Source organism: Streptomyces sp. A0642, from assembly GCF_004795105.1.
In the GTDB taxonomy this organism is placed as follows: Bacteria; Actinomycetota; Actinomycetes; order Streptomycetales; family Streptomycetaceae; genus Streptomyces.
The window spans coordinates 505,264-530,311 of record NZ_SSBL01000001.1; the positions used below are offsets into that span (position 1 = coordinate 505,264).

General features: G+C 72.6%; 25 protein-coding genes and 1 pseudogene. 13 read left to right on the forward strand and 13 right to left on the reverse strand.

Going from position 1 to position 25,048, the window contains the following annotated elements; translation table 11 throughout:
* Nucleotides 1-275: 275 nt before the first annotated feature.
* The 3 genes from E6R60_RS02080 (at nt 276) to E6R60_RS02090 (ending at nt 3,687) form a co-directional block, all read left to right on the forward strand.
* A complete protein-coding gene (locus tag E6R60_RS02080; RefSeq protein ID WP_136324604.1) occupies nt 276-1,496 on the forward strand; it encodes an MFS transporter in 1,221 nt (406 codons plus the stop codon).
* Nucleotides 1,497-1,859: 363 nt separating this feature from the next.
* Entirely contained in the window at nt 1,860-2,732 is an 873-nt protein-coding gene (locus E6R60_RS02085; protein WP_240802359.1) for a LysR family transcriptional regulator, read from the forward strand.
* 289 nt (nt 2,733-3,021) lie between these two features.
* Nucleotides 3,022-3,687, forward strand: a complete 666-nt coding sequence (locus E6R60_RS02090) for a response regulator transcription factor (RefSeq protein ID WP_136324605.1) — start codon at nt 3,022-3,024, stop codon at nt 3,685-3,687.
* A gap of 100 nt (nt 3,688-3,787) precedes the next feature.
* Here E6R60_RS02090 and E6R60_RS02095 read toward each other — a convergent pair whose 3' ends face one another.
* The 4 genes from E6R60_RS02095 to E6R60_RS02110 form a co-directional block, all read right to left on the reverse strand.
* Nucleotides 3,788-4,153, reverse strand: coding sequence for a response regulator (locus tag E6R60_RS02095; RefSeq protein WP_136324606.1), 366 nt, complete (start codon nt 4,151-4,153; stop codon nt 3,788-3,790).
* A 339-nt stretch (nt 4,154-4,492) separates the two neighbouring features.
* A complete protein-coding gene (locus E6R60_RS02100) occupies nt 4,493-5,566 on the reverse strand; it encodes a helix-turn-helix domain-containing protein (RefSeq protein ID WP_168713522.1) in 1,074 nt (357 codons plus the stop codon).
* A 640-nt stretch (nt 5,567-6,206) separates the two neighbouring features.
* Nucleotides 6,207-7,604, reverse strand: coding sequence for a CHASE3 domain-containing protein (locus tag E6R60_RS02105; protein ID WP_136324608.1), 1,398 nt, complete (start codon nt 7,602-7,604; stop codon nt 6,207-6,209).
* Nucleotides 7,605-8,025: 421 nt separating this feature from the next.
* The gene (locus E6R60_RS02110) at nt 8,026-9,768 is read right to left on the reverse strand and encodes a pyruvate dehydrogenase (protein WP_136324609.1); all 1,743 of its coding nucleotides are present in this window, start codon (nt 9,766-9,768) and stop codon (nt 8,026-8,028) included.
* A 297-nt stretch (nt 9,769-10,065) separates the two neighbouring features.
* Between E6R60_RS02110 and E6R60_RS02115 the strand changes: the two genes are divergently transcribed.
* From E6R60_RS02115 to E6R60_RS02130, 3 genes are all read left to right on the forward strand, one after another.
* Nucleotides 10,066-10,551 (forward strand): DUF1269 domain-containing protein, encoded by a 486-nt coding sequence (locus E6R60_RS02115; protein WP_136324610.1) that lies wholly within the window; start codon nt 10,066-10,068, stop codon nt 10,549-10,551.
* A 156-nt stretch (nt 10,552-10,707) separates the two neighbouring features.
* Nucleotides 10,708-10,965 carry a WhiB family transcriptional regulator gene (locus E6R60_RS02120; protein WP_136324611.1) on the forward strand — a complete coding sequence of 86 codons (258 nt, stop codon included), beginning with the start codon at nt 10,708-10,710 and terminating at the stop codon, nt 10,963-10,965.
* Between the two features lie 282 nt (nt 10,966-11,247).
* Nucleotides 11,248-12,075, forward strand: a complete 828-nt coding sequence (locus tag E6R60_RS02130; RefSeq protein ID WP_136324612.1) for an inositol monophosphatase family protein — start codon at nt 11,248-11,250, stop codon at nt 12,073-12,075.
* Between the two features lie 71 nt (nt 12,076-12,146).
* On the opposite strand, the pseudogene E6R60_RS37135 reads toward E6R60_RS02130, so the two are convergent.
* The 3 genes and pseudogenes from E6R60_RS37135 to E6R60_RS02145 all read right to left on the reverse strand — a co-directional run.
* Nucleotides 12,147-12,520 (reverse strand): annotated as a pseudogene (locus E6R60_RS37135) (3-oxoacyl-ACP reductase); the annotation flags it as partial.
* Between the two features lie 185 nt (nt 12,521-12,705).
* Nucleotides 12,706-13,101: a VOC family protein gene (locus tag E6R60_RS02140; RefSeq protein ID WP_136324613.1), complete on the reverse strand. Its 396-nt coding sequence runs from the start codon at nt 13,099-13,101 to the stop codon at nt 12,706-12,708.
* A 34-nt stretch (nt 13,102-13,135) separates the two neighbouring features.
* Nucleotides 13,136-13,915 (reverse strand): nucleotidyltransferase domain-containing protein, encoded by a 780-nt coding sequence (locus E6R60_RS02145; protein ID WP_136324899.1) that lies wholly within the window; start codon nt 13,913-13,915, stop codon nt 13,136-13,138.
* 186 nt (nt 13,916-14,101) lie between these two features.
* On the opposite strand from E6R60_RS02145, the gene E6R60_RS02150 reads away from it, so the two are divergent.
* Both E6R60_RS02150 and E6R60_RS02155 read left to right on the forward strand, forming a co-directional pair.
* The gene (locus E6R60_RS02150; protein WP_136324614.1) at nt 14,102-15,535 is read left to right on the forward strand and encodes an NAD(P)/FAD-dependent oxidoreductase; all 1,434 of its coding nucleotides are present in this window, start codon (nt 14,102-14,104) and stop codon (nt 15,533-15,535) included.
* Between the two features lie 56 nt (nt 15,536-15,591).
* The gene (locus E6R60_RS02155; protein ID WP_136324615.1) at nt 15,592-16,131 is read left to right on the forward strand and encodes an O-acetyl-ADP-ribose deacetylase; all 540 of its coding nucleotides are present in this window, start codon (nt 15,592-15,594) and stop codon (nt 16,129-16,131) included.
* A gap of 73 nt (nt 16,132-16,204) precedes the next feature.
* Here the strand turns inward: E6R60_RS02155 and E6R60_RS02160 are convergent, their stop codons facing one another.
* Nucleotides 16,205-16,510 (reverse strand): UBP-type zinc finger domain-containing protein, encoded by a 306-nt coding sequence (locus E6R60_RS02160; protein ID WP_136324616.1) that lies wholly within the window; start codon nt 16,508-16,510, stop codon nt 16,205-16,207.
* A 237-nt stretch (nt 16,511-16,747) separates the two neighbouring features.
* On the opposite strand from E6R60_RS02160, the gene E6R60_RS02165 reads away from it, so the two are divergent.
* Nucleotides 16,748-18,235, forward strand: a complete 1,488-nt coding sequence (locus tag E6R60_RS02165; RefSeq protein WP_136324617.1) for an AlkA N-terminal domain-containing protein — start codon at nt 16,748-16,750, stop codon at nt 18,233-18,235.
* A gap of 5 nt (nt 18,236-18,240) precedes the next feature.
* Nucleotides 18,241-18,762 (forward strand): methylated-DNA--[protein]-cysteine S-methyltransferase, encoded by a 522-nt coding sequence (locus tag E6R60_RS02170; protein ID WP_136324900.1) that lies wholly within the window; start codon nt 18,241-18,243, stop codon nt 18,760-18,762.
* Nucleotides 18,763-18,821: 59 nt separating this feature from the next.
* Here E6R60_RS02170 and E6R60_RS02175 read toward each other — a convergent pair whose 3' ends face one another.
* Nucleotides 18,822-19,406, reverse strand: coding sequence for a TMEM165/GDT1 family protein (locus tag E6R60_RS02175; protein WP_136324618.1), 585 nt, complete (start codon nt 19,404-19,406; stop codon nt 18,822-18,824).
* A gap of 259 nt (nt 19,407-19,665) precedes the next feature.
* The gene (locus E6R60_RS02180) at nt 19,666-20,577 is read right to left on the reverse strand and encodes an alpha/beta hydrolase (protein WP_136324619.1); all 912 of its coding nucleotides are present in this window, start codon (nt 20,575-20,577) and stop codon (nt 19,666-19,668) included.
* An 86-nt stretch (nt 20,578-20,663) separates the two neighbouring features.
* Between E6R60_RS02180 and E6R60_RS02185 the strand changes: the two genes are divergently transcribed.
* A complete protein-coding gene (locus E6R60_RS02185) occupies nt 20,664-21,305 on the forward strand; it encodes a CGNR zinc finger domain-containing protein (protein ID WP_240802360.1) in 642 nt (213 codons plus the stop codon).
* On the opposite strand, the gene E6R60_RS02190 is transcribed toward E6R60_RS02185, so the two are convergent.
* Nucleotides 21,268-22,005 (reverse strand): Sir2 family NAD-dependent protein deacetylase, encoded by a 738-nt coding sequence (locus tag E6R60_RS02190; protein WP_136324620.1) that lies wholly within the window; start codon nt 22,003-22,005, stop codon nt 21,268-21,270. The two genes, E6R60_RS02185 and E6R60_RS02190, sit on opposite strands and share 38 nt — an antisense overlap.
* A gap of 67 nt (nt 22,006-22,072) precedes the next feature.
* Between E6R60_RS02190 and E6R60_RS02195 the strand changes: the two genes are divergently transcribed.
* Nucleotides 22,073-22,273 (forward strand): type II toxin-antitoxin system VapB family antitoxin, encoded by a 201-nt coding sequence (locus tag E6R60_RS02195; protein WP_136324621.1) that lies wholly within the window; start codon nt 22,073-22,075, stop codon nt 22,271-22,273.
* Between the two features lie 48 nt (nt 22,274-22,321).
* Here E6R60_RS02195 and E6R60_RS02200 read toward each other — a convergent pair whose 3' ends face one another.
* Entirely contained in the window at nt 22,322-22,813 is a 492-nt protein-coding gene (locus tag E6R60_RS02200) for an NUDIX hydrolase (RefSeq protein ID WP_136324622.1), read from the reverse strand.
* 130 nt (nt 22,814-22,943) lie between these two features.
* Between E6R60_RS02200 and E6R60_RS02205 the strand changes: the two genes are divergently transcribed.
* A complete protein-coding gene (locus E6R60_RS02205; RefSeq protein WP_136324902.1) occupies nt 22,944-24,059 on the forward strand; it encodes a glycerate kinase in 1,116 nt (371 codons plus the stop codon).
* 224 nt (nt 24,060-24,283) lie between these two features.
* On the opposite strand, the gene E6R60_RS02210 is transcribed toward E6R60_RS02205, so the two are convergent.
* The gene (locus E6R60_RS02210; RefSeq protein ID WP_136324623.1) at nt 24,284-25,003 is read right to left on the reverse strand and encodes a helix-turn-helix domain-containing protein; all 720 of its coding nucleotides are present in this window, start codon (nt 25,001-25,003) and stop codon (nt 24,284-24,286) included.
* Between the last annotated feature and the right edge of the window lie 45 nt (nt 25,004-25,048).

Here is a 25,048-nt window from a genome sequence, read left to right on the forward strand (position 1 = left end):
GACCGGGCGGGGGCGGCGCGCGACCCTCGCGCCGCGCCCGCTTCACACGCTCAGCCCCGCGCGGGCACCACGTGAACGAGGCGACCGGCCCGCGGCCTCCGGGACATCCGGTCCGCCGTCCTCTCCGACGTCCGTCCCTGCGCCTCTCCGGTCGCCCTCGCCCCGCGTGTCCGCTCATCTGCCATCGGGATAACTGACATCTCGCACCATCGCACTGGGTGAGGAAGGGGCGGCCCGGGATGCTGGTTGCAGAGGTGTGACGAAAGAAGGTGCACATGTCCCGCACAAGCAAGACCACCACCTCCACGACGGCGAGCCCCGCGCAGGACGTACCCGGCCGGCTCGTCGCGCTGCTGGCCGTGGCCAGCGGCCTGACGGTCGCCAACCTGTACTACGCCCAGCCCCTGCTGTCCTCGCTGAGTGACGTGTTCCGCGTCAGCACGGCGACGACCGGCTCCCTGATCACGCTCACCCAGGTCGGCTACGTCGTCGGCATGCTCTTCCTGGTGCCGCTCGGCGACCGGCTGGAGAAACGGAAGCTCGTCACCGTCCTGCTGGCTATCACCAGCGCCGCGCTCGTGGTGGCCGGACTCGCCCCGAACTTCCCCGTCCTCGTCGCCGCCTCCATGATCAGCGGAGCGACCTCGGTGGTCGCCCAGATACTGGTGCCGTTCGCCGCGAGCCTCGCTCCCGACCACGCCCGGGGGCGCGTCGTGGGCCGCGTCATGAGCGGTCTGCTCACCGGCATCCTCCTCTCCCGCACCCTGAGCAGCCTGCTCTCCGACGTGACGGGCTGGCGGGTGGTCTTCCTCGGCTCCGCCGTCCTCATGGCCCTCCTCGCGGTGGCCCTGCACGCCGCCCTGCCGCAGCACGCCCCCACCACGTCCGTCCCGTACCACCACGTACTGCGCTCCACCTTCCAGCTCCTTCGCACCCATCCGAAGCTGCGGCGCCGAGGCCTGTACCAGGCGGCCATGTTCGCTGTCTTCAGCGCCTTCTGGACCACGGTCTCCTTCGTCCTGACCGGACCCCGCTTCCACTACTCCGCAGTCGGAGTGGGCGTCTTCGCCCTCGTCGGCGCCGCGGGCGCAGCAGTGGCCCCGCTGGCAGGGCACTGGGCCGACCGCGGACTCGCCCGCCCCGCCACCGGTATCGCCCTCGTGGCCGCCGCCGTGGCCTTCGCCCTCGCGGGCTTCGGCGGACACAGCATCGTGCTGCTCGCCCTCGCCGCGATCCTCGTCGACGTGGCGGTCCAGACCACGCTGATCCTCGGTCAGCACACCGTCTACGCCCTCGATCCCGCCGCCCGCTCCCGGCTCAACAGCGTCTTCATCGCGATGTTCTTCGCCGGTGGCGCGATCGGATCCCAGCTCGGGACGGTCGTCTACGAAGCGGCCGGCTGGAGCGGAGTGACCGTGCTGGGTGGGGCCCTCCCGCTGATCGCGCTCGTCTACTGGGCCTTCGAACACCGGCCGCGGCCGGGCGCTGCCGTCTGACCCGACCGGACGCGCCAGACGTCGGGCGCCGGCGGCGCGGGAGCGAACCTGTGCGCCTTACGACAACCTGGTGCCACGACCCGGCCTCACCCCGGGGGCAGCCGCCCCCCAGGAGGCGGACCATGAACACCCGCACAGAACACGTGCTCAGCGGCCGGCCGAGGCCGCCCCGGAAGGGCACCGGGATCCGGGAGTCCGGAACGGTCAGGCGGTGGCGGACTCCCGGAGTGGTTCCTCGCCGGGCGTCTCGTCGACACCCCGCTGGTACGCGTCCGAGCGGACGCCGGACCGCCACGGCCCCCTACGATGTCGCCCGGCCCGACAACGGCCCCCGCCCGGCGGGGAGTCCCCGATCAGGAGCGCATGATGGATCTGCGACAGATGGAGGTCGTCGTCGCGGTGGCCGAGGCGGGTACCTTCACGGCCGCGGCCCGGCGACTGCACGTCGTGCAGTCGGCCGTGTCCGGGACGGTCAAGTCCCTGGAGCGAGAACTCGGGACCCCGTTGTTCGACCGCACCACGCACAGAGTCGCCCTGACCCCGGCCGGCGAAGCGTTCGTCACCGCGGCCAGAACCGCCCTGCACGCGGCGGAGGCGGTCGGGGAAGCAGTCAGCGCGGTCCAGGGACAGCTGCGGGGCCGGGTGACGGTCGGCACCATGCAGGGGGTGTGGGCAGGACTCCACCACGCGCTCGCAGGTCTGCGCGGTGAGCACCCGGGCGTGGTGGTCCAGCTGCGCCAGGCCGCGGTCGCCGACATCCGGCAGGCGCTGCGGGACGGATCGGTCGACCTGGCGGTCGTGGCTCTCGACCGCAGGCAGCAGCGTGGTCTGACCACCCGACTGCTGTCCGAGGAGGAGATGGTGGTGCTCGCTGCGCCCAGCCGCACCGTCTCCGGGGCGACGCCTGACAGCGGAGTGGACCTGGACGACATCGCCCGTCTGCCGCTGGTGGACTTCTCGCCCGGCTGGGCCATCCGCTACGCGGTCGACCGTTCCTTCCGGGCCGCGGGCGTCGACCGCGCCACCACCTTCGAGGTGAACGACATCGTCGCGGCAGCCGAACTGGTCCGCAACGACCTGGGTGTCTGCATCATGCCCCTGTCGATCGCCGACCGCTTCCCCGACCTGCGCCAGTACCCCATCAGCCGGCACGCGCCCCGGTGGAAGGTCATGGTGGTACGCCCGCCCGGGGAGCCGTCCCCCGCCGTCGCCGCTCTGCTGCGGCACCTCGCCTGACCGGCGGCGGCGAGAGGACCGGCGTGTACGGAGGGACGGAGCGGGGAGGCGCACCGCCGGTCGCGTGCCGCACCGCCGACCGGGAGACCGTGGCCGGCTGTCGGCGCCCCGGAGGGTGCGAACGGCACCGCCCCACCCGGCGGGTAGCCGCACGCGCACCCCGGCTCCTGCCGGTTCCCCCGTGCGTGGGGGAAGCCGACGTCGAAGGCGTGGGTCACGGGTCGCCCGTATTCGCACACGCGTACGTCTCGTCGTCGAGGTGAGACTCTTCCCCGACTAGGATGCGGCCATGGGCAAACCACTGCGGGCGGTGCTGGGAGAAGACCAGCCGATCATGCGCGAAGGCATCGCGGCCATCCTGCGCAAGGCGGGCATCGACGTGGTCGCGGCCGTCGACAACGCGGTGGACCTCGTGCACGCCGCGCAGGAGCACCTCCCCGATGTCGTGATCACCGACATCCGGATGCCGCCGAACCTGGAAGCGGACGGCCTGGAGGCCGCCCGGAAGATCCGGGCCGAGCGGCCGGAGACCGCTGTCATCGTCCTGTCCCAGTTCCTGGACGCCTCCTACGCGCTCGACCTGGTCGGGGACGATCCGAGCGGAGTGGGCTACCTCCTGAAGGAGAAGGTGGCCAGCCCGCAGATCCTCATCGATGCCGTCGAGCGGGTGGTGGCCCGGGACTCCGCGCTGGACCCGGACGTGATCTCGGCGCTTCTGGGGCGCAAACGGCCGCAGGATCCGCTCGCCGCGCTGACCCCCAAGGAGCGGCAGGTTCTGGGGCTGATGGCCGAAGGTCACTCGAACACGGGGATATCCCAGCAGCTCTTCGTCAGCATCGCGGCCGTGGAGCGGCATGTGACCGGCATCTTCCTGAAGCTGGGGCTGAGCCAGGCAGGGTCCGGGGACGGCCGGCACCGGCGCGTGCTGGCCGTGCTGCGCTACCTCGGGCAGTAGCCGAACGGAAGGTGGCGGTGACGCCGCCGGCCGCCCCGCGACCCCTGCAGGTCGTCGGTGGAGGTGCGTACCACCCCGGGCCGATCGTCCTCAGCGGACGTCAGGGCGCGGAGGGCGCGAACAGACCCCGCAGATCAGCATCGAACAGCTTGTCCTTGGCGACGAAGGACTCGATTCCCGCGCTCTCCAGTTCCTCCCGCGACCACTGCAGGTCGTCGGTGGAGGTGAGGACCACCCGGGGCCGCTCGTCCTCCTCCGCCAGCTGCCGGGCCACACTGAGACCGTCCACGTCAGGCAGGTGGAGGTCGAGCAGCAGGCCGTGGGGGCGATGCGCCCGCACCGTGGTCAGGGCCGAGGCTCCGTCGCCGGACACCGCCACGACACGCAGGCCCCGTGCCGTCAGCAGTGTGGTGGCGATGCGCCGGAACCCGGGGTCGTCGTCGACGACGACGATGTTGATGCACATCGACCCAGCATGCACAGCGTTCGGGCGGCCCGACCATAGGGGGATCCCTACGGTTTGTGTACCACCGCGCACAACCCCGTTCCCGCTGCTCACGAGCGGCGGACGGCCGCCGCCGATTCCCCCGGGGGCCGTGTGCGTCAAGCGTCGGGGGCAGGTGAGATACGACGGCAAACCGATCACTTCCTGGAGCGGCGTGACGCGAAGGGCGGCAGCCGGAGGGTTCGTGCCAGGCCGGTCTCCGGCCCCCTGGACCTGTGCGGGAGGCATGTCTCTTCCACCGGGGGGTCCTTCGGCGCCCCACCACGCCCCAGGGCCCCGGCCTGGCGGGGTGTGCCGGGGTCAGGCTGCCGCGGTGCCGAGGCCGACGCGGTGCTCCGCCGGGCGACGGTCCCCGCCCGGTGAGAACGCCCCGGGAGCGGTCTCGTACCCCGCGGCCGTGCGGGTCGCCGCCTGCGCGGGTGAGTCCTGACGTGCCAGGCGCCGCCACTCGGCCGGGGACATGCCGTACGTCATCCGGAACACCCGGCTGAAGTGGGCGGCGCTCGTGAATCCCCACCGGCGGGCCACCGCGGAGATGGTCCGGCTCGACGTTGTCCTGCGGGCCAGTTCTCGGCGGCATTCATGGAGACGCCGGCGCTGGACCCACCGGCTGACGGTGGTGGCCTCGTGCTCGAAGAGCTTGTGCAGGTAACGGACGGAGATGTGGTGGGCCTGGGCGATGGATTCGGGAGTCAGGTCCGGATCCGCGAGGTGCAGGTCGATGTGCTCCTGGATCCGGGGCAGCAAATGCCGCGTGGCCTCCGGTATTCCGTCCGCTGCCGGGTGGAGCCGTTCGCCCGCCAGGACGGAGACGAGGTCGACGACATTGCGGACCAGCATCTCACCGGTGCCCCGGGGAAGCGTGGGAGCCGTGTTCACCAATTGCGTCAGCAGCAGCGACAGGAGCGACCCCGACGGTGTGTCCGCCTGGACGGGGGTGGCCGTCAGCCGTCGCAGTTCGTCCTCCGTCAGACCCAGGAGCCATCGGGGGACGATGAGGAACTTCACGTGATGGGCGCGGGAGAGGTCGAGGCACAGCGGGCGGGCCAGGTCACAGAACGCGGTCGTCCCCGGACGCACGTGGATGCCTCCGTCACCTTGGTCGACGACAGCGTGCCCCTCGGCCGGTGCCACGACCAGAACGGACCCGTCGCGGTGGGAAGCGGCCGGCCGCGCGGGCCGGCGGATGCGCATGGCGTCGCCCTGCAGGGTGACGGCCTGCACCGGACCGAGCGGGGACAGCCGGAGGGTCCCCCGGCATTCGGCGGCGCGGATCGAGAGGTCGGCGGAGGGGAGCATGCGCGACACGGCATCGTGCCAGTAGGCCGGTCGCTGGTGACCGGGCACCCCTTCCGTCGTGTACAGGGCGTCCACCCGCTCCTTCCTCCCGTCCGGTGCCGCGCCCTCGGCTCCTTCGCCGGACTGTCTTCGGGCGCCGCGCCGGGCCGAGGCAGAAGCATGGCCGTCATGAGTGCCCGGCCTCGGAGCATCGTGCGTCGCCGGCGGGAAGTCAGTCGCGCGGATCATGGCAGCCTCCAGTGATACGTGGGCCGTTGGGGCCGAGGCAGCACGGAGCGTCGTAGGCCGCTGTCGCGAGCTGCGCCGGCCAGGGAGGGAGCGAGATGCCGCCCTCGTCCCTGGTCATCGGCTTTCGCAGGTGTGGTGTCTTCGGTCCTGACAGGATCTGCCCTCACCGGTACCGATGGCTGTAAAGGACACCTGAGATGCCGCTGAGGGTGGGCCTTACGGAGACTGTGGGGGAAACCCCAGGTTCGCAGGCGGCGCCGACCTCCGGACGGGGCCGCCGCCCCTTCCGCCGGCCCGACGGTTCCGCGGCGCTCGCGTACGGCCCGGCCACCCGGCCCGTGACGGCGCGGATCAGGGGGGCGCGCACTCGGGTACGTCCTCGGCCTGCCGCACCCCGGACTGCTGGGGGTGGGCTCCCCCATGGCCACTGCCGGAGCGCTGCTGCGTCCGCGTGCCCGACGGTTCTCGCACAGGGCAGGCGGAAGGATCAGTCCGGAACCGGGATCCGGATCCGGATCGTACTGCCGCCGCCGGGCGGGGAGTCGATGGCCAGCGAGCCGTCGAAGGCCGCCACGCGGTCCGCCAGACCGGTCATCCCGCTGCCCGCGTGGGCCATGTCCATGCCGCCGATCCCGTCGTCGGAGACGGTGATCCTCAGCATGTCGCCGAACTCGACGAGGACGTCGATCCTGGACGCCCGGGCGTGCTTGACCGCGTTGGTGACGGCCTCGGCCACCACGAAGTACGCGTTCGACTCGACCGTCGTCGAGATCCTGCGCTCGTCCCTGCTCTCGACGACCGTGGCCACGGGGCATCGGGACGCCAGGTCCTTCACCGCCGGGACCAGGCCCTTCACCGTCAGCACGAGCGGGTAGATCCCCGAGGCGAGCTCCCTCAGTTCGTTGATCGCCGTCTGAGCGTTGTCGATCGACTGGTCCAGCAGGTCGACCGCGGAGGTCTCCGTGCCGGGAATCAGCTCCCGCGCCAGCCGCAGCCCGATCATCAGGCTCACCAGACGCTGCTGCGCCCCGTCGTGCAGGTCCCGGGCGGTACGGCGGTGCACCGCCTCGGTGCTCTCCATGATGCGGCGGCGGCTGTTCTGGAGGGAGGACGCCATGTTGTTGAAGGACGCGCCCAGCGTGCCGATCTCCGCCACCCTGCTGGGGGGAACCCGCACGGACAGGTCACCGCCGGCCAGTTTCCGTGCCGCCGCCGCGGCCCCGCGCACGGGCCGTACCACCGCTCGGTGCTGGAGCACCGTGAAGACGGCCACGAGCGCCGTCGACGCCGCGAGCCCCAGGGCAGCGGCGAGTACGGCCTGCCGGCTGTTGGCTTCCGCGGCGTCCTCACGCTCCGCCAGCTGAATGCGTTCGTCCTTCATGTAACGGTCGAATTCTTCCCGCAGCGCATCGACGCGGTCCTTCCCCTCGGACGTCTCCTTCAGATCGGAGGCGGCCGGGTCGCCACGCCGGACCATCTCGACCACCGGGGTGGAGTTGACGTCGAGGAAGGACCGCACCCCCCGTGCGATCCGCTGGGCGGCACGCTGTTGCGCCCGGGACGTGGTGCTCTCGGTGAACCGCCGGGTCTCCTCCGGAAGTGCGTCGCGCGCCGCCACCCAGGGGGCGAGGAACTCCTCGTTCTTGGTGATGACGTAACCACGCTGCCCCGTCTCCAGGTCGACGAGCAGTTGCTCCATGGCTCCGGCTTCGACGAGGGCGGACCGGGAGGCACGTCTGGCCGAAGTGGCGTCGTTCGAGTCGGCGATAGCCCATATGAGGACCGCGAAGCCCAGGCCTATGAGCAAGGCGAGCAGGCCGCTTGCCGCGATCGTGAGGCTCGTCAGCCCCAGCAGTCGACCCCTGCGTTCCCGCCCTGCGTTCATGCTCCGCCTGCCGATGGAAAGGATTGAGACACCAGAGTGTGCAACGCGTCTGCGGACGGAAGAAAACATGTCCATATAGTGTCCGTACGAGTCGTACTACAGGTAAGAATCAACCTCTTTCACAGCACATATCACCTTCTCCCGAAGTGTGGGGGTCGCGCTCCGACGCATCCGCGGGGGAGCGTCGCCGTGCGCTGGAGCGTGCGGCCCCTGACCGGTTCGGGTCCGTGGCCGGGCAAAGTGCCGGGGAGCGCCGGTTGCTCATCCGCCGTCACGCCGGCACCGGGAACTCGTCCACCACCGGGGCCGCTTGCTCGCACCGGCGCCGCTGACCGTTCCGCCACGAGCGACCTGTCAACGGCGTCGTTCGCCGACGTGCCGGCGCGAACGGCGGCACCACCACGTCGACCCCGTCCCGGGCTCACGGGCGAGGAACGTTCCGGAGGTTGGTGCGGGCGAGGTGAGCCATGCGACCGACTCCACCGGTGAGGACGGTGCGGCCTGCGGACAGGGCGAAGCCACTGATCTGTCCGGCGGTCGTCCGGGGCGGGACGGCGAGTGCGTCCGGATCGGTGACCACGTCGACAAGGGCCGGTCCGTCATGGGCGAACGCCTCGCGCAGAGCGCCGCGCACCTCCCCCGGAGTCTCCACCCGGATGCCGTGCGCGCCGGCCGCGGTGGCGATGGCGGCGTAGTTCGTGTGGGGGTAGCCGGTGCCGTGCGGGGGCAGCCCGTCCACCATCATCTCCAGGTCGACCATGCCCAGGGAGGAGTTGTTGAAGACGACGACCTTCACGGGGAGGTCGTATTGGACCGCGGTGAGGAAGTCACCCATCAGCATGGAGAAGCCGCCGTCGCCCGAGAGGGACACCACCTGCCGTCCACGGTCGAGGAACTGGGCGCCGATCGCCTGGGGCAGGGCGTTCGCCATCGAGCCGTGAACGAACGAGCCGAGTATGCGACGACGACCGTTCGGGGTGAGGTAGCGGGCCGCCCAGACACAGCACATGCCGGTGTCCACCGTGAAGACCGCGTCGTCGGCGGCCTCCTCGTCCAGGACGGACGCCACGTACTCGGGGTGGATGGGGGTGAGTGACTCCACGTCGTGCGTGTAGGCGCCGATCGCCTTCTCCAGGGCGTGCGCATGCTTGTGCAGCATCCGGTCGAGGAAGCGCCGCGACGTCTTCTCCCGCACGGCCGGAGTCAGAGACCTCAGCGTCTCGCGTACGTCTCCCCAGACACCGAGCTCCAACTGGGTACGCCGGCCCAGCCGTTCAGGCTGGATGTCGATCTGCACCGTCTTCACGTCCCGCGGAAGGAAGTGGGAGTAGGGGAAGTCGGTGCCGAGAAGGATCAGCAGGTCGCATGCGTGCATCGCGTCGTAGGCGGCCCCGTAACCGAGCAAGCCGGACATGCCGACGTCGAACGGGTTGTCGTACTGGATGTGCTCCTTGCCACGGAGTGCGTGGCCCACCGGGGCCTTGATCTTCTCCGCGAAGGCCATGACCTCGGCGTGTGCGCCGGCCACACCGCGGCCGCAGAACAGCGTGACCTTGCCTGCGGCGTCCACCAGCTCCCGCAGCCGCGCCAGTTCGTGGTCGGCCGGCCGGACGGAGGGCCGGTCCGTCCCTGCCGACAGCTCGGCTCCGCCGTGAGGGGCGGCTTCCTCCGCGACGTCCCCGGACAGGGCCACCACCGACACGCCGCGCCGCCCCACCGCGTGCTGGATCGCCGTCTGCACCACGCGAGGCATCTGCCGGGGTGAGGAGATCAGTTCCGAGTAGTGACTGCACTCCGCGAACAGCCGGTCCGGGTGAGTCTCCTGGAAGTAACCCGTGCCGATCTCACCGCTGGGTATCTGCGCGGCCAGGGCGAGGACGGGTGCCATCGAGCGGTGGGCGTCGTACAGGCCGTTGATGAGGTGCAGGTTGCCCGGCCCGCACGAGCCGGCGCAGGCCGCAAGCCGTCCGGTGAGCTGCGCCTCGGCGCCGGCGGCGAATGCCGCGACCTCCTCGTGGCGCACCTGTACCCACTCCAGGGACCGATGCCGCCGGACGGCGTCCACCACGGGGTTCAGGCTGTCGCCCACCACGCCGTACATGCGCTGTACGCCTGCACGGGCCAGGAGATCGACATACTGCTCGGCGATATTCTGCTTGGTCACTGTCCGTCTCCAGCTGATTGTCATGGAGCCGGTCAGCTTAATGAGCGGGCTGAGGTCGGCCTTTCCTGTCAGCGCACTTCCATGGTTCTCAGAGCGCACCGATGACCGAGATCCGGAAATCGACGGACGCGTGGCCCCGCCGGGCACGCCGGCCCGCACGCCTCGGCTCCGCGCCTGATTCTTGCCTCCGCGTGCCGGGAAATGTCCCGACGCTGCACAGAGGGGATATGCGGCTCGGAAAAGGTTCTGCCGGGCCTTTTACTGGGCTCGGAATCCACGCTCCGGAAAGGGAAAGACATGGCCACGTTGACGGTCTGGAAGTTCGATGCGCCGGAAAGCGCACAACAGGTGGAACGGGAACTGCTCGACCTGCAGAAGCAGGAACTGATCAAGGTGGTGGACGCCGCTACCGTCAGGTGGCCGGCAGAGGCCCGGAAGCCCAGGACGAAGCAGCTCACCGACCTGACGGGTGCGGGTGCGCTGTCGGGCTCCTTCTGGGGTCTGCTCTTCGGCCTGATCTTCCTCATGCCGCTCCTGGGCGCCGCCGTCGGAGCCGCCGCAGGCGCCCTGGGGGGCAAGTTGGCGGATGTGGGCATCGACGACGACTTCATCAAGGCGGTCACCTCCGAGGTCACGCCCGGCACCTCGGCGCTCTTCCTGCTGTCCGAGGGCGAGGTGGTGGACCGGGTGAAGGAGGCCATTCCCAAGGAGCACGCGGAGCTGATCCGGTCGAATCTCGACAGGGAGCAGGAGGCCGCCCTGCGGGAGGTTTTCGAAGGATGAACCGCCGGCTGATCAGCCGGCCGGACGGATGGCGTCGCTTCGGACGTCGACGCGCACATCGTTACGGGCGTAGGCGGCATCGTGTCGCGTATGGCGCGTGTTCAGCACTCTGATACCGGCTCCGGCGGACAAGGAGCAGCACCGGACGGGAGAATCATGAAAGCAGAAACCGAACCGCTTCTCCGCGCCTGGGAATGGCAGGGAGAAGCGGCTTGTCGAGGCATGAAGAGTTCAGTCTTCTTCTCTCCACCGCGAGAACGAGGAAGCGCACGCAGGCGAAGGGAAGACGGTGCCCGCGCTGTTTGTGTGGCCTGCCCGGTGAAGTCGGACTGCCAGTCCTTCGCCGAGACGTTCCGCCAGCAGTACGGGGTTTGGGGCGGCACCACCGAGCGGGAGCGCCGGAACCGGAAGTAGGGCAACCGGCGGGCTGCGGGAGCACGCCGCATGCGCGGGAGGCACTGTGCTGCGGTCCCGGCTGTTCGCAGCGCCCGCCGCCCGCCGCCCGCCGCCCGCCGCCCGCCGCCCGCCGCCCGCCGCCTGCCGCCTGCCGCCTGCCGCCTGCCGGGCTTCGCCTCTGCGCCCCACCGGTCGCCCGCTCCTGGGAGCCCTGCCGAGGCGCACCGGGTGGCAGGCCTGCCGCCTTATCGTCATGACCACGTCGTCGGCGCTCCGCGCGCCCGTGCTTAGCTGGGGGACATGATCGATGACTTCCTTGCCGGGGACCTGACCGAGGTCGAGGCGGCGGTCCGCGCAGCGGCCGCCGCCGAGATCATGCCGCGTTACCGGCAGCTCGCCGCCCACGAGATCGTCGAGAAGAACGGTCCGCACGACCTCGTGACCACCGCGGACCGGCTCGCCGAGGAGCACCTCACCCGGTCCCTGCGGCGGCTCCTGCCCGGTTCCGTGGTCGTCGGCGAGGAGGCGGTCCACGCCGACCCGAAGGTGTACGAGGAGCTGGGCGGCGAGGCCCCCGTGTGGATCGTCGACCCGGTCGACGGCACCCGCCAGTTCGTCCGCGGAGAAACGGGGTTCTGCACCCTGGTCGCCCTGGCGCACCGGGGCGAACTGCTGGCCTCCTGGACGTACGCCGCCGCCCTGGACGAGATGGCCGTCGCCGTCCGCGGCCGGGGAGCCACGCTGAACGGCACCGCGATACGCTCCGGCTCGCCCGCCCCCGATGCCGTGCTGCGGGTGGCGATGTCGCACCCCGACTACACCACCGACGCACAGAAGCGGGCCCTGCTCGGCCTGCGGACCGAAGGCATCGACGCCCGCCCCTGCGGTTCGGCCGGCCTCGAATACCTCGCCGTCGCCCGCGGTGAACTCGACGCGCTGGCCTTCAACTGGGAGTTCGCGTGGGACCACGCGGCGGGGCTCCTGCTCGTCACCGAGGCGGGCGGTGCCCAGTCCACGCTGTCCGGGGCGCCGTTCCGGATCACCGGCGGCAACGCTCTGCCCTTCACGGCTGCCAGGGACCGCGCGACGGCCGAGCGCATTCTGGCCGCGCTGCGCACCGGGGCCTGAGTGCCAGGGCCGCACACGGCCCGAGCGCGCCGCGCACCGGGCCCCGAGCGGGGCAGGGCCCGGCGGGTTGCTCAGGCCAGCAGGGCGCGGGTGAGCGCGGCGAGGCGCTCGCGCGCCCGCGGGTCGTACGCCTGCTCATGGGCGGACGCCTCCGTGAACCGGTCGAAGCAGCGGCCACTGACCTCCGCCAGGGCAGGGTCGGTGATCAGTCGCACGGTCGGACGGACGCCCTCCTCCACGGGACCGCGGGAGTCGGTCCGTACGCCCGCACCCCCTCCGTGTCCATCAGGTGGGCCGGGTGCACGGCGTTGAACGTGACCCCGCTGCCGGGCGTCCGGGCGGCGGCCAGGTCGAACGTCGACATGATCATCGCGAGCTTGCTCCGGCAGTACGCCTCAAGGCCCTCGTAGCCGCGTTCCATCATGACGTCGTCGAAGTCGAGTGCGCCTGCTGGAGACGCGGCTCACGGAGACCGGGGCCGAGACGCTGCGGCTCGCGGACGAGCGGGCGGTGCGGATCGAGCGCCGCATCGCGGACGAGTTCACTCCGGGGGAACGCAACACCCTGCGCGAGCTGCTCGCCCGCTGCGTCACGGCCATTCAGCGGGACCGAGCCCGCACCGAGCCCGTGTCAGGAAGGGCTGGGACCGTGCTTGACCAGGCAGAACGGATGCCCGGCCGGATCGGCGTACACGCGCCACGGGCGGTCCGTCCCGGCCCCGTCGTCCAGGACGGTCGCGCCGGCCGCCACCACCTCCCGTTCGGCGGCGTCCAGGTCGGGCACGCCGAAATCCAGGTGGAACTGCTGGGGGCGCTCGGGGTCGGGCCACCGCGGCGGCCGGTGGTCCACCACGCGCTGGAACGCGACCACCGAACCGGCCGGGGTGTGCAGCGTGGCCCAGTCGTCGCCGACCGCCCACCGCCGGTCCACCTTGTTCACCCGGCCGCCGAGCAGGGAGCGGTAGAACTCGGCGAGTCGCGACGGGTCGGGGCAGTCGAGCACCACACACTGCAATTCGGCGATCATGGCGGCATCCTACGGTCTCCGTTCTCGCGCCGGCTCAGCCTGAGCGCAGCACCTCGCGTACGTCCCGCACGAGCGCCGCGGCCGTCTCCACCGCCGCGGCGTCCAGCCCCCCCAGCGCTTCACCCACCCGCTCCGCGAAGTCCGCAGGCGTGTCCGGCAGGGCCGCGGCGGCGGCCAGCGCCCCCTTCTCGTTGAGGCACCAGGTGCGGTGGTGGGCGTGCAGCGACTGGGCGAGGACGCCGAACGCCCGGGACAGACACAGTGAGACATGGAGCCGGTCCCCGGCCGGTGCCGACTTGCGCGCCGCCGCCACAGAGAACTCCGCCTCCCAGGCCGCCTCGGCGAGCGCCGCGCGCAGTGGTTCCGGGTAGCCGGCCGTCTCCTGCTGAAGGGACGTCAGCTCGCCGTGCGGATCGGTGAGTACGCGACCGAGCGCCACCTCGCCCGGGTAGGCGGGGGACCAGAAGCCGAGCGGATGGCCGGGCTGGATTCCCACCTCGAACCGGCCCTCCCGGCACGCGGACCAGACCGCCTCGACCCGGTCCAGGTCGCGCAGGATCCAGTCGACCGGAACCCCGTCCACCCGCAGCCACGCCCCGCCGTTCACCCACGGCCCCCAGCCGCCCGGCCCGGCCACCTCGACCGGGGAGCCCTGGAGTGCGGAGGCCAGTGCGGTGAGGGCGGCGAGACCGGGGGCGCCACGGTAGTACAGGCCCAGATCCCAGTCGGAGTCCGGCCGGTGGGCGCCCCGGGCCCGGCTGCCGCCGAGGACGACGGCGCGGATGCCGGGTACGCCGGTCAACCGGTCCGCCATGTCCTCGATCCGCCGGCGGAACCCGGATTCCGCGGCGCCCCGGGCGCCGGCCGACAGCGGGTGCGGGGGCGGCGTCCGGGGCGGCTTCTCGGTACTCATCGGGCGGCGACGCTACCCCCGCCCGCGCCTCCGGCGCCTGCGAATATCCTGTGGGCTCATACCGTCGGCTGACAAAGGAGTCCGAAGGTGCCGTCGATGCTCGATGCCGTCGTCGTGGGAGCAGGCCCCAACGGACTGACCGCCGCAGCCGAACTCGCCCGCCGTGGTTTCGCCGTGGAGGTCTTCGAGGCCGGGGAGACCGTCGGCGGCGGAGCCCGTACCGAAGAACTCACGCTTCCGGGCTTCCGGCACGACCCCTGCTCGGCGGTCCACCCGCTGGGCATCGGCTCGCCCGCCTTCGGCGCGATGCCGCTGGCCCGGCACGGCCTGGAGTGGTTGCAGCCGCAGCTCGCCCTGGCCCACCCCTTCCCGGACGGGACCGCCGCCGTGCTGGCCACCTCGGTGGGGGAGACGGCGATGGCGCTCGGTCCGCAGGACGCGGGCGCCTACCGGAGACTCCTCGCCCCCTTCCTCGGCCACTGGGACAGCCTCGCGCAGGACTTCCTGCGGACCCCGTGGGACGGACTGCCCCGTGATCCGTATCGCTGGGCGCGCTTCGGGCTCGACGCGATCCAGCCCGCCACGCTCCTGTCCCGCCGCTTCCGCGGTGAGAAGGCCCGGGGCCTGTTCGCCGGGCTCGCCGCCCACGCCATCGCTCCCACCAGTGGACTCGCGACCGGCGGCATCGCCCTGCTCTTCGCGCTCGCCGCGCACGAGAACGGCTGGCCGGTGCCGCGCGGCGGCTCTCAGGCCATCTCCGACGCCCTCGCCTCGTACCTGCGCGAGCAGGGCGGCGTCATCCGGACGGGTACGGAGGTCAGGCGGCTGGACGAGCTGCCGCCCGCCCGCGCCTACGTCTTCGACACCTCCCCGACCGCGCTGGCCCGGATCGCCGGACTCGGCAACGCCTACCGGGACTTCCGCTACGGCGCCTCCTGTTTCAAGATCGACTATGCGCTGTCGGGCCCCGTTCCCTGGACCGCCGAGGAAGCCCGCCGGGCCGGCACGGTGCACATCGGCCCCACGGCCGGTGAGATCGATTCCGCCCTGCGCGCCGCCGTGACCGGCCGCGACCCGAGCGTGCCGTTCCTCATCACCGCACAGCCCACCCTCACCGACCCGTCCCGTGCACCCGAGGGCAAGCACGTCTTCTGGGTGTACGGACATGTCCCGGCGGGCTGGGAGGGCGACGCCACCGACGTCATCGAACGCCAACTGGAGCGATTCGCCCCCGGCTTCCGCGACCTCGTGCTCGCCCGCGCGGTGGCGGGCCCGCCCCGGCTCGCGGTGCGCAACGCGAACTACGTCGACGGCGACATCGCCTGCGGCGCCTTCTCCGGGCTGCAGACCGTGATCCGCCCCCGGCTCGCCCGGGTGCCGTACACGACCGCTCACCCTTCGGTCTACATCTGCTCCTCGGCGACCCCGCCCGGGCCGGGCGTGCACGGCATGTCCGGACACCACGCGGCGAAGGCGGTATGGCGGCGGCTGAGGGAAACGGGCCCGTCCGGCCGTCGTTGACGGCCGCCCCGCGCGGCCGGCCACCACGGACCCGCGCACCACGGCATGATGGCCGTATGCGCACCTCTTCCGCCGTCACCGTCACCCTCGTACGGGGCGACATCACCCAGCAGTCCGTCGACGCCGTCGTCAACGCCGCCAACTCCTCCCTGCTCGGCGGCGGCGGGGTCGACGGCGCGATCCACCGGCAGGGCGGCCCCGAAATCCTGGCCGCCTGCCGGGAGTTGCGGGCATCGACGTACGGCAAGGGGTTGCGCCCGGGCCGGGCGGTCGCCACCACCGCCGGAAAACTCGACGCCCGCTGGGTCGTGCACACGGTCGGCCCGGTCTGGAGCAGTGCCGAGGACCGCTCGGCGCTGTTGGCGTCCTGCTACCGCGAATCCCTGCGCCTCGCCGGTGAGTTGGGGGCGCGCACGATCGCCTTCCCCGCCATCTCCACCGGCATCTACGGCTGGCCGATGGACGACGGTGCCCGCATCGCCGTCCGCACCGTGCTCGAGGAGGCCGCCGCACCCATCGAGGAGGTGCGGTTCGTGCTCTTCGACGCGCACGCGTACGTGGAATTCGAGGAGGCACTGGAGGCGGCGCGGGCATGAGGCCGGGTGCGGCGCGGGACCGCTCAGCGGTCGGTGAAGCCGCTGCGCCGCGTGAACGCTCCGGGGCGCCGTCTCAGGCCGGCCGGGCGGGGCCGACGCCGTCGACGTCGAACGTCACCTGGTCCTCGTAACACCACCACCACGTCTCGCCGGGTTCGTACGAGCGGATCAGGGGATGGCCCGTGGCCTCGCGGTGCGCGGTGGCGTGCTTGTTGCGGGAGGAGTCGCAGCAGCCGACGTGCCCGCAGCTCTGGCACTCGCGCAGATGCACCCACGAGTCACCCTGCGCGACGCACTGCGGACAGGAGTCCGGACTGTCGGGGGTGACGCGCCGGACCTGGTCCAGGTGCGAGCAGACCGTCGCGGGCGTACCGGCCATGGCGGCTCTCCCTTGCGTTCCGCGCCGCGCGGCCCGCGCGGCGCGCCTCATGGGGACGTCGGACCCGGGCCCGTCCGGGGGCGCCGGAGCTGTCTCCAGCCTCTCACCGCGACCCCGGCTGTCAACTCAGGAACCCGTCGGCGGCGACGCGGCCGGAGGTCGAAGAAGTCCAGGCAGCTCAAGGCTGATGTCGGATTCTCGCCAGCCACGCCCCTGCCGGTGGCCCATGCTTGAACCATGCACACCGACATCGAGCGCTGCGTGCGGGCCGTCCGGTCGAAGGACGCCCGGTTCGACGGCTGGTTCTTCACCGCGGTCCTGACCACACGGATCTACTGCCGCCCCAGCTGCCCCGTCGTGCCGCCCAAGGTCGAGAACATGACCTTCTACCCGAGCGCCGCCGCCTGCCAGCAGGCCGGGTTCCGGGCCTGCAAGCGGTGCCGCCCCGACACCAGCCCCGGATCGCCCGAGTGGAACGCCCGCGCCGACTCCGTGGCCCGCGCGATGCGCCTCATCGGGGACGGGGTCGTCGACCGGGAGGGCGTCCCGGGGCTGGCCGCCCGGCTCGGCTACTCGGCCCGGCAGATCGAACGGCAGCTGCTCGCCGAGCTGGGCGCCGGACCCCTCGCACTGGCCCGGGCCCAGCGGGCGCAGACCGCGCGGGTGCTCATCGAGACGACCGTGCTGCCCATGGCCGAGGTGGCCTTCGCGGCCGGCTTCGCCTCGATCCGTACGTTCAACGACACCGTCCGGGAGGTCTTCGCCCTCGCCCCGGGGGAGCTGCGCACCCGCGCTTCCCGGTCGGCACGGCCACCGGCCACGCCCGGCGTGATAGCGCTGCGGCTGCCGTACCGCGCCCCGCTCAACCCCGGTAACCTCTTCGGGCACCTCGCCGCGACGGCCGTCCCCGGCGTCGAGGAGTGGCGCGACGGGGCCTACCGCCGCACGCTCGACCTGCCGCACGGGCACGGCATCGTCGCCCTCACCCCGCATCCCGACCACATCGCCTGCCGGCTCTCGCTCACCGACCCGCGCGATCTCACCCTGGCGATCAGCCGGTGCCGCTGGCTGCTGGACCTGGACGCCGACCCGGTCGCCGTGGACGAGCAGCTGCGTGCGGATCCGCTGCTGGCCCCGCTGGTCGACGAGGCGCCGGGCCGCCGGGTGCCGAGGACCGTGGACGGGGCGGAGTTCGCCGTCCGGGCCGTGCTCGGCCAGCAGGTGTCCACCGCGGCCGCCCGGACCCACGCCGCCCGGCTGGTCACCGCCCACGGCACCCCGGTCGACGACGCGGAGGGCGGCCTCACCCACCTCTTCCCGGCGCCGGAGGCCCTGGCCGGACTCGACCCCGAACGGCTCGCCCTGCCCCTCAGCCGCCGCCGCACCCTCACCACGCTCGTGGGTGCGCTGGCGGACGGCTCACTGCGGCTGGGCACCGACACCGACTGGGACAAGGCGCGCACCGAACTGAACGCGCTGCCCGGATTCGGCCCCTGGACCGTCGAGGTCATCGCCATGCGGGCGCTCGGCGACCCGGACGCCTTCCTGCCGACGGACCTCGGGATCCGGCGGGCGGCCCAGCAGCTCGGCCTGCCCTCGACACCGGCAGCGCTCACCGCTCGCGCCGCGGGCTGGCGGCCCTGGCGCGCCTACGCCGTCCAGTACCTGTGGACCGTCGACGACCACCCCATCAACCACCTTCCCGTACAAGGAAGTCCCTCGTGACCACGATGCGAACCGCCACCGCCGCCGGGACCCGGCAGCACACCGTGATCGACAGCCCCTACGGCCTGCTGACCCTCGTCGCCACCGACGGGGTCCTCGCCGGCCTCTACATGACCGGTCAGCGGCACCGCCCGCCCGAGGAGACCTTCGGGGTGCCCGAGGCGAGCCCCTTCGGCGAGGCCGTCGAGCAGCTGGACGCCTACTTCGCCGGCGCACTGCGGGAGTTCGACCTCCCGCTGCACCTCGCCGGCACCCCGTTCCAGCGCTCCGTCTGGGCCGAACTGCGGCGGATTCCCTACGGCGAGACGCGCACGTACGGAGAACTGGCCCAGAACCTCGGGAAGCCCGGCGCCTCCCGCGCGGTGGGGCTGGCCAACGGCAAGAACCCGGTCGGCATCATCGTGCCCTGCCACCGGGTGATCGGAGCCTCGGGCGGCCTCACCGGATACGGCGGCGGGCTCGACCGCAAGCAACGCCTGCTGGCCTTCGAGAACGGGACGGGGGACAGCGCCCCGGGGCTCTTCTAGGGCGGGTACGGCGAAGGGCTCCGCGCGGACACGCGGAGCCCTTCGCCGTACCCGCCCGGTCAGCCGGTGAAGATCTCGACGACCGTCCAGACCGCCAGCCCCAGCATGCACACCCCGCCGATGCGCTGCACCGTCTTGAGGGGCACGCGCTTCGCGATGAACCGTCCGGCGAGCAGGGCCAGCGCCGACACGGACATCAGGGCGGCGGCGGATCCGATCGCGGTGGACCAGGCGCCGTTGCTCGCGGCCAGATTGGCCGTCGTGATCTGGGTGAGGTCGCCCCACTCGCTGATGAACACGGCCATGAAGGCGGTGGAGTACACCGGCCAGAAGCCGGTGACCGTCTTCGGGCCGCCCTCCTCGTCGTCGTCGCCCGCGTCGGCCCGCAGCAGCATGAACGCGCCGAAGGCGAAGAGGCAGGCGGAGACGAGCTTGACGATCCAGTCGGGCAGCAGGCCGAGCAGACCGCCCGCTCCGACCGCGATGGCCACGTGGACGATGAACGCCGACGACGTACCGAACCAGACGTAGAGCGGACGCATGCGCGTGCCCATGGCCAGGGACGCGAACATCGTCTTGTCGGGGAGTTCGGCGAGGAAGATCAGCCCGAAAGCGGTGAGGATCGCCAGGGGGTCGAGATGCATTCCGGGTGGCTTTCTGTTGGAGCCGGGCCCCGGGTCTTCCGCGAAGTGCCGCTCGGGCTTTTCGGAGGACCACTCGGCCCGGCATGACGGCGCCGCCCACAGGGCGTGGGCGTGTCATACCTGACCGAAGGTCTCGCCCGCCCGCAATGATCCACGAGCCCGGCCACCGGGAACCCGGAGGTTCCAGTGTGTCGACGACCGGTTTGCAGGGCTACTCCCCTTCGCAGCCGTCCACGTTACCGTACGGCGCCCTTCGCCGTTACGGCCGGTCCGCCGCCCAGGTGCGGTCCAGGAAGCCGGCGATCAGCGGCGCGATCTGCGGGAGGTGGTCCTCCAGGGCGAAGTGCCCGGTGTCGAAGAGGTGCAGTTCGGCGTCCGGGAGATCGCGCAGATAGGCGCGGGCGCCGGGCTCGGTGAAGAACATGTCGCCCGTGCCCCAGACCACGAGCGCCGGCGGGGTGTGCTTGCGCAGCCAGTCCTGCCACTGCGGGTAGAGCGCCACATTGGAGTGGTAGTCGAAGGCGAGGTCCACCTGCGGTCGAGTGCGCCCCGGCAGGTCCAGGAAGTGCTGGTCCAGGGTCCAGCCGTCCGGCGCGACCAGCTCGGGATCGGCCGTTCCGCCCTCGTACTGGCCCCGGGTCGCGGGCAGGGTCAGCAGCGACCGTACGGTCTCGGCGGCGCCGGGGTCCTCCGGGCGCAGCGCGATGAAGTCGCGGGCCTGCCGCGACAGCCCCTCCTCGTACGCGTTGCCGTTCTGGACCACCAGACCGGCGATCCACTCCGGGTGGCGGGCGGCGAGCCGGAACCCGACGGGGGCCCCGAAGTCGAACACGTACATCGCGAAGCGCGACAGCCCGAGCCGCTGCACGAAACCCTCGGTGATGTCCGCGAGCCGGTCGAAGGTGTACGTGAACGGGCCGCCGGTGGCGGAGGACGCCGGGGCCTCACTGTGGCCGAAGCCCGGGTAGTCCGGGGCGATGAGGCGGTAACGGGCGCCGAGCGCGTCCATCAGCCGGCGGAACTGGTGCGAGGCCGACGGGAAGCCGTGCAGGAGCAGCATCACCGGGGTGTCGTCGGTGGCGTCGACGGGGAGCGACTCGCGGTAGAAGACACGGACGCCGTCGACCTCGATGTGGCGGTGACGGATGTGCGGAACGATCGGAATCGCCATGTTCACATGCCTCCTTGGTGACCTGATGCATTAGTTTTATCCCGGTGGCTTCTAATGCGTCAAGGGGGTGAGTTAGCGTTAGCATCATGAATGGTCTCGAGCCCATGACCGGCGAGCCGCTCGCCCTGGACCTGCTCAACACGCTTCCGTACGCGGCCGAGGGCCCCCCGGTCGATCATCTGGCCGACGCGGCCGGCCTGCTGAGGTGGCTGGCGCTGGAGGAGGAGCGGCTGCCCGGGGCCGCCGGGGTGCGGGAGGCGACCGCGGACGATCTGGCGGCGGTGCGCGCGGTCCGGGCCGATGCGACGCTCGCCGTCGCGGCGGCCCGTCGCGGTGAGCGCCCCCCGGAATCCGCCCTGCGGGGGCTCAACGACGCCCAGCTCGCCGCCCCCTCGATCCGGTACGCACAGTGGGACGGCGACGCCGTCGTGGTGACCGCCCGCCGCAGCGGTCCGCCCGGTCAGCGGGTGGCCGCGGCCCTGGCCGAAGAGGTGGCGGCCCTGCTGGCGGATCCGGCGCTCGCCCGGATCCGGGAGTGCGAGGCCGAGGACTGCACGATGCTCTTCGTCCCCGCCCACCCGCGCCGCCGCTGGTGCTCGGCCGCGCGCTGCGGCAACCGTGCGCGGGTGGCCCGTTACTACCGGCGGCACAAGGGGGAGGGGCCGCAGGCTGCAGGAGCGCCCCGCCCGGTCAGGCCCCCGGACCCGCCTCGCCCGCCAGCCGTCTGAGCAGGGCGGGCAGCGCGGTGCCGATCGGCTCGCGGATCGTCTCCTGCGCCCGTGCGTCGTACGGCGTCGGCTCCGCGTTCATCACGATCAGCCGCGCCCCGTGCTCCGCCGCGATCCCGGCCAGCGAGGCGGCGGGCTGCACCTGGAGGGTCGTACCGACCGCGATGAACACCTCGCAGCCCTTCGCGACCGCCATCGCCCGGCCGAGCACCACGGGGTCGAGCCGTTCCCCGAACATGACCGTGGCCGGCTTGAGGACGCCGCCGCACGCGCGGCACGGCGGATCGGGCTCACCCGCCTCGACCCGGGACAGGGCCTCGGCCATCGCCGAGCGGGCATGACAGCGGGTGCACACGACCTGGCGTGCGGTGCCGTGCAGTTCGAGGACCTTGCGCGGGGAGAGCCCGGCAGCCTGGTGCAGACCGTCGACGTTCTGCGTGAGCACCCGGACGGCGACGCCGGACCGCTCCAGGGCGGCCACCGCACGATGGGCCGTGTTCGGCTCGGCGTTCCTGGCCGCAGTGGTGCGCCGCATCAGCCACGAGCGGCGGCGGATGTCCGGATCGGCCATGTACGCGTCGTACTGGACGAGCTTCTCGGCCTCCGGATCCTTGCGCCAGAGGCCGTCCGGCCCGCGGTAGTCGGGGATGCCGGAGTCCGTGGAGATGCCCGCGCCGCTGAGGATCGCCACGAGTGTCATGCCGCGAGCGTACGCACCGCCCACCGCCCCTCGCGAGGCGATATCGCGTGCTGCTACCGTCCCCGCCATGGCGAAGGTGACGGTCAGTCTGGATGCGGAACTCGTGGTCGAGGCGATGGTGCTGGCCGGCGTCGGCAGCCCCCAGGACGCCGTCGAACTCGTCGTACGCGACTACATCGCGCGCGGCCACCGCACGGAGGCGCGCACGGCGGCGCGCGAGGAGACCGTGCGCGAGGACGGGATCAGGCCGCAGGACCAGCAGGGCTGACGCGGGCCGGCGGGCGGCGCCTGTCCGCCGGGCGTCGGGGCGCCGCCGTCAGCCGACGGGACGCCCGTCCTCCAGTTCCACGGCACCGGTGCCGGATTCGAGCACGTCCAGCGCCGCCCGCACGCGCGCGCGGAGCGCCCCGAGCAGGTACCGGTCGATCTCGGCGGGCTCGACGAGCTTCCACGACAGCAGCTCCTCCTCCTGGAGCCTGACGGCCTTCAGCCGCTCCTCGTCCAGCACCCCGCCGTCGTACACATAGGCCACGATCGGCGGCCGTGCGGCCCCACGCGTCCAGTCCACCGCGAGCAGCCGGCCCGGTTCCAGGTCGAGGCCGATCTCCTCGGCCGACTCGCGCCGCGCGGCCTGCCGCGGGGACTCGCCGTCCGCCGACTCGATCGTGCCGCCGGGCAGCGTCCAGCCCTCGCGGTAGTTCGGTTCGACGAGCAGGACCCGCCCCCGCGCGTCACGGAAGAGGCAGGCCGCACCGGCCAGGACCTTGGGGAGACCGGCGATGTACGTGGCGTAGTCATGGGTGGTCACAGCGGCAGCGTAGTGCCCGGGTCCAGGGCCCGGACACCCATGGGCAGGGAGGGGGTGCTGCGGATAGGGTCGGGGCGGCGCGACTGCCTGTTCGAAAGCAAAGGGAATCAAGGTGACGGACGGAGCAGTGATGGAGACCGCACGCGTGCTCGTCGCGGCGGACAAGTTCAAGGGCTCGCTCACGGCCGTGCAGGTCGCTGAGCGGGTGACGGCCGGGCTGCGGCGCGTCGCCCCCGGGGTACGGGTCGAGACCCTGCCCGTGGCGGACGGCGGCGACGGGACGGTGGCGGCCGCGGTGGCCGCCGGATTCGAGCGCCGCGAGGCGCGTGTGACCGGCCCGCTGGGCGATCCCGTGACGGCCGCGTACGCGGTGCGCGACACCACCGCGGTGGTCGAGATGGCCGAGGCCTCGGGCCTCCAGCACCTGCCGGCGGGCGTGTTCGCCCCGCTCACCGCCACCACGTACGGCTCCGGTGAGCTGCTGCTCGCCGCGCTCGAAGCGGGCGCGCGGACCCTCGTGTTCGGCGTCGGCGGCAGTGCCACGACGGACGGCGGGGCGGGCATGCTGACCGCGCTCGGCGCACGGTTCCTGGACGCGGACGGCAAGCCCGTCGGCCCCGGCGGCGGCGGGCTCGCCGATCTCGCCACCGCCGATCTCTCCGGGCTCGACCCGCGACTCGGCGAGGTCGACCTGATCCTCGCGAGCGACGTCGACAACCCGCTCACCGGGCCGAAGGGCGCGCCCGAGGTGTACGGCCGCCAGAAGGGCGCCACCGAGGACGACGTCGCGGCGCTCGACGCGGCGCTCGCCCACTACGCCTCCGTGCTGGGCCCCGAGCAGGCAGACCTGCCCGGGGCCGGTGCGGCGGGCGGTATCGGCTACGGGGCGCTCGTCGCGCTCGGTGCGCGGTTCCGGCCCGGGATCGAGGTGATGCTCGACGTCCTCGGCTTCGCGCCCGCGCTGGCCCGGGCGACGCTCGTCATCACCGGCGAGGGCTCACTCGACGAACAGACCCTGCACGGCAAGGCCCCGGCCGGCGTCGCCGCGGCGGCGCGCGCGGCGGGCATCGAGGTGGTCGCGGTCTGCGGGCGCCTGGCCCTGCCGCCGGAGGCCCTGGGGCGCGCGGGGATCCGCCGCGCGTACGCGCTCACGGAGCTGGAGCCGGACCCCGCGGTGTGCATGGCCGAGGCGGGACCGCTGCTGGAGCGGGTGGCGGAGTCGATCGCGCGGGACTTCCTGCGATGAGCTGACGTCGCCCGGCGGGCGGGGAGGGGGCGGCGCTGCTCCTGCGGTGCGCGGTGCGCGTGGGGCGGCGCTGTGCCGCACCTGCGGGCAGGCGTACCCCTGCCCGCCCCCCTCCGTGCCCGGGGCACCCGCGCCTCCCCCTAACTCCCTCCGGGGGACCCCCAGGGGGCTGGATCGCCGCCTCGGCGGACGCTCACGCGCGCCTCGGCTCGGTGGGACGGTCCTCAGGGCGTCCCCCGCCCCAGCCGTACCGCGTCCAGCGCCAGCAGCAGTTCCACCAGCTCGCGCGGGCGCGACAACGACCGTGACGTCAGTTCCTCCAGCCGCCGCAACCGGTTGAGCACCGTGTTCCGGTGGCAGCACAGCCGTACCGCCGTCCGCCCCGCCGACCCTCCGCACTCCACCCACGCGTCCAGCGTGGACACCAGCAGGGCGCGGTCCGCCGGGTCGCGGGCCAGGAGGGCGCCGAAGATGTCAGTCGCCAGGTAGGACGCGAGGGCCGGCTGGCCCGCGACCAGGGCCGCGGTGACCCGGCCTTCCAGGCAGACGACCCGCTCCCCTCCCGGGCCGCACGTCAGCAGGGCGGCATCGGCCAGTCTGCGGGCGGTGCCCAGCGCGGACAGGCCGTCCACCACCGGGCTGACCCCTCCGGGCCCGGGGCCCCCACCGGTCAACAGCGCGGCCACGGCCTGCGGATCCGCCTCGCCCAGCGCCACCACCGCGATGTCCCGGTCCGGCCGCGACCGCCACACCAGCCGCATCCCCTGCGCACCGGCCGGGCGGTCGCCGGCGCAGCCCCCCACCGGGACCACCGCCACCGCGTACCGCCCCCGCTCCGGCAGCCCCAGCACCGTCCCGGCGAGCGCCGCGAGGTCCGGTCCGGTCTCGTCCTCCAGCAGCGCGTCGAGCAGCGCCCACCCCGGCTCTTCCCCCCGCTGCCGCATGCCTGCTCCGTTCTCCGCACGCCCCTGGGGGCCGTTGCCGTGCTC

Bases quoted from the DNA above. Each gene is read 5' to 3' on its own strand.
- E6R60_RS02080 (WP_136324604.1), top strand. From the start codon at position 276: ATGTCCCGCACAAGCAAGACCACCACCTCCACGACGGCGAGCCCCGCG.
- E6R60_RS02085 (WP_240802359.1), top strand. From the start codon at position 1,860: ATGATGGATCTGCGACAGATGGAGGTCGTCGTCGCGGTGGCCGAGGCG.
- E6R60_RS02090 (WP_136324605.1), top strand. From the start codon at position 3,022: ATGGGCAAACCACTGCGGGCGGTGCTGGGAGAAGACCAGCCGATCATG.
- E6R60_RS02095 (WP_136324606.1), bottom strand. From the start codon at position 4,153: ATGTGCATCAACATCGTCGTCGTCGACGACGACCCCGGGTTCCGGCGC.
- E6R60_RS02105 (WP_136324608.1), bottom strand. From the start codon at position 7,604: ATGAACGCAGGGCGGGAACGCAGGGGTCGACTGCTGGGGCTGACGAGC.
- E6R60_RS02115 (WP_136324610.1), top strand. From the start codon at position 10,066: ATGGCCACGTTGACGGTCTGGAAGTTCGATGCGCCGGAAAGCGCACAA.
- E6R60_RS02120 (WP_136324611.1), top strand. From the start codon at position 10,708: ATGAAAGCAGAAACCGAACCGCTTCTCCGCGCCTGGGAATGGCAGGGA.
- E6R60_RS02130 (WP_136324612.1), top strand. From the start codon at position 11,248: ATGATCGATGACTTCCTTGCCGGGGACCTGACCGAGGTCGAGGCGGCG.
- E6R60_RS02140 (WP_136324613.1), bottom strand. From the start codon at position 13,101: ATGATCGCCGAATTGCAGTGTGTGGTGCTCGACTGCCCCGACCCGTCG.
- E6R60_RS02145 (WP_136324899.1), bottom strand. From the start codon at position 13,915: ATGGCGGACCGGTTGACCGGCGTACCCGGCATCCGCGCCGTCGTCCTC.
- E6R60_RS02155 (WP_136324615.1), top strand. From the start codon at position 15,592: ATGCGCACCTCTTCCGCCGTCACCGTCACCCTCGTACGGGGCGACATC.
- E6R60_RS02160 (WP_136324616.1), bottom strand. From the start codon at position 16,510: ATGGCCGGTACGCCCGCGACGGTCTGCTCGCACCTGGACCAGGTCCGG.
- E6R60_RS02165 (WP_136324617.1), top strand. From the start codon at position 16,748: ATGCACACCGACATCGAGCGCTGCGTGCGGGCCGTCCGGTCGAAGGAC.
- E6R60_RS02170 (WP_136324900.1), top strand. From the start codon at position 18,241: ATGCGAACCGCCACCGCCGCCGGGACCCGGCAGCACACCGTGATCGAC.
- E6R60_RS02175 (WP_136324618.1), bottom strand. From the start codon at position 19,406: ATGCATCTCGACCCCCTGGCGATCCTCACCGCTTTCGGGCTGATCTTC.
- E6R60_RS02180 (WP_136324619.1), bottom strand. From the start codon at position 20,577: ATGGCGATTCCGATCGTTCCGCACATCCGTCACCGCCACATCGAGGTC.
- E6R60_RS02185 (WP_240802360.1), top strand. From the start codon at position 20,664: ATGAATGGTCTCGAGCCCATGACCGGCGAGCCGCTCGCCCTGGACCTG.
- E6R60_RS02190 (WP_136324620.1), bottom strand. From the start codon at position 22,005: ATGACACTCGTGGCGATCCTCAGCGGCGCGGGCATCTCCACGGACTCC.
- E6R60_RS02195 (WP_136324621.1), top strand. From the start codon at position 22,073: ATGGCGAAGGTGACGGTCAGTCTGGATGCGGAACTCGTGGTCGAGGCG.
- E6R60_RS02205 (WP_136324902.1), top strand. From the start codon at position 22,944: ATGGAGACCGCACGCGTGCTCGTCGCGGCGGACAAGTTCAAGGGCTCG.
- E6R60_RS02210 (WP_136324623.1), bottom strand. From the start codon at position 25,003: ATGCGGCAGCGGGGGGAAGAGCCGGGGTGGGCGCTGCTCGACGCGCTG.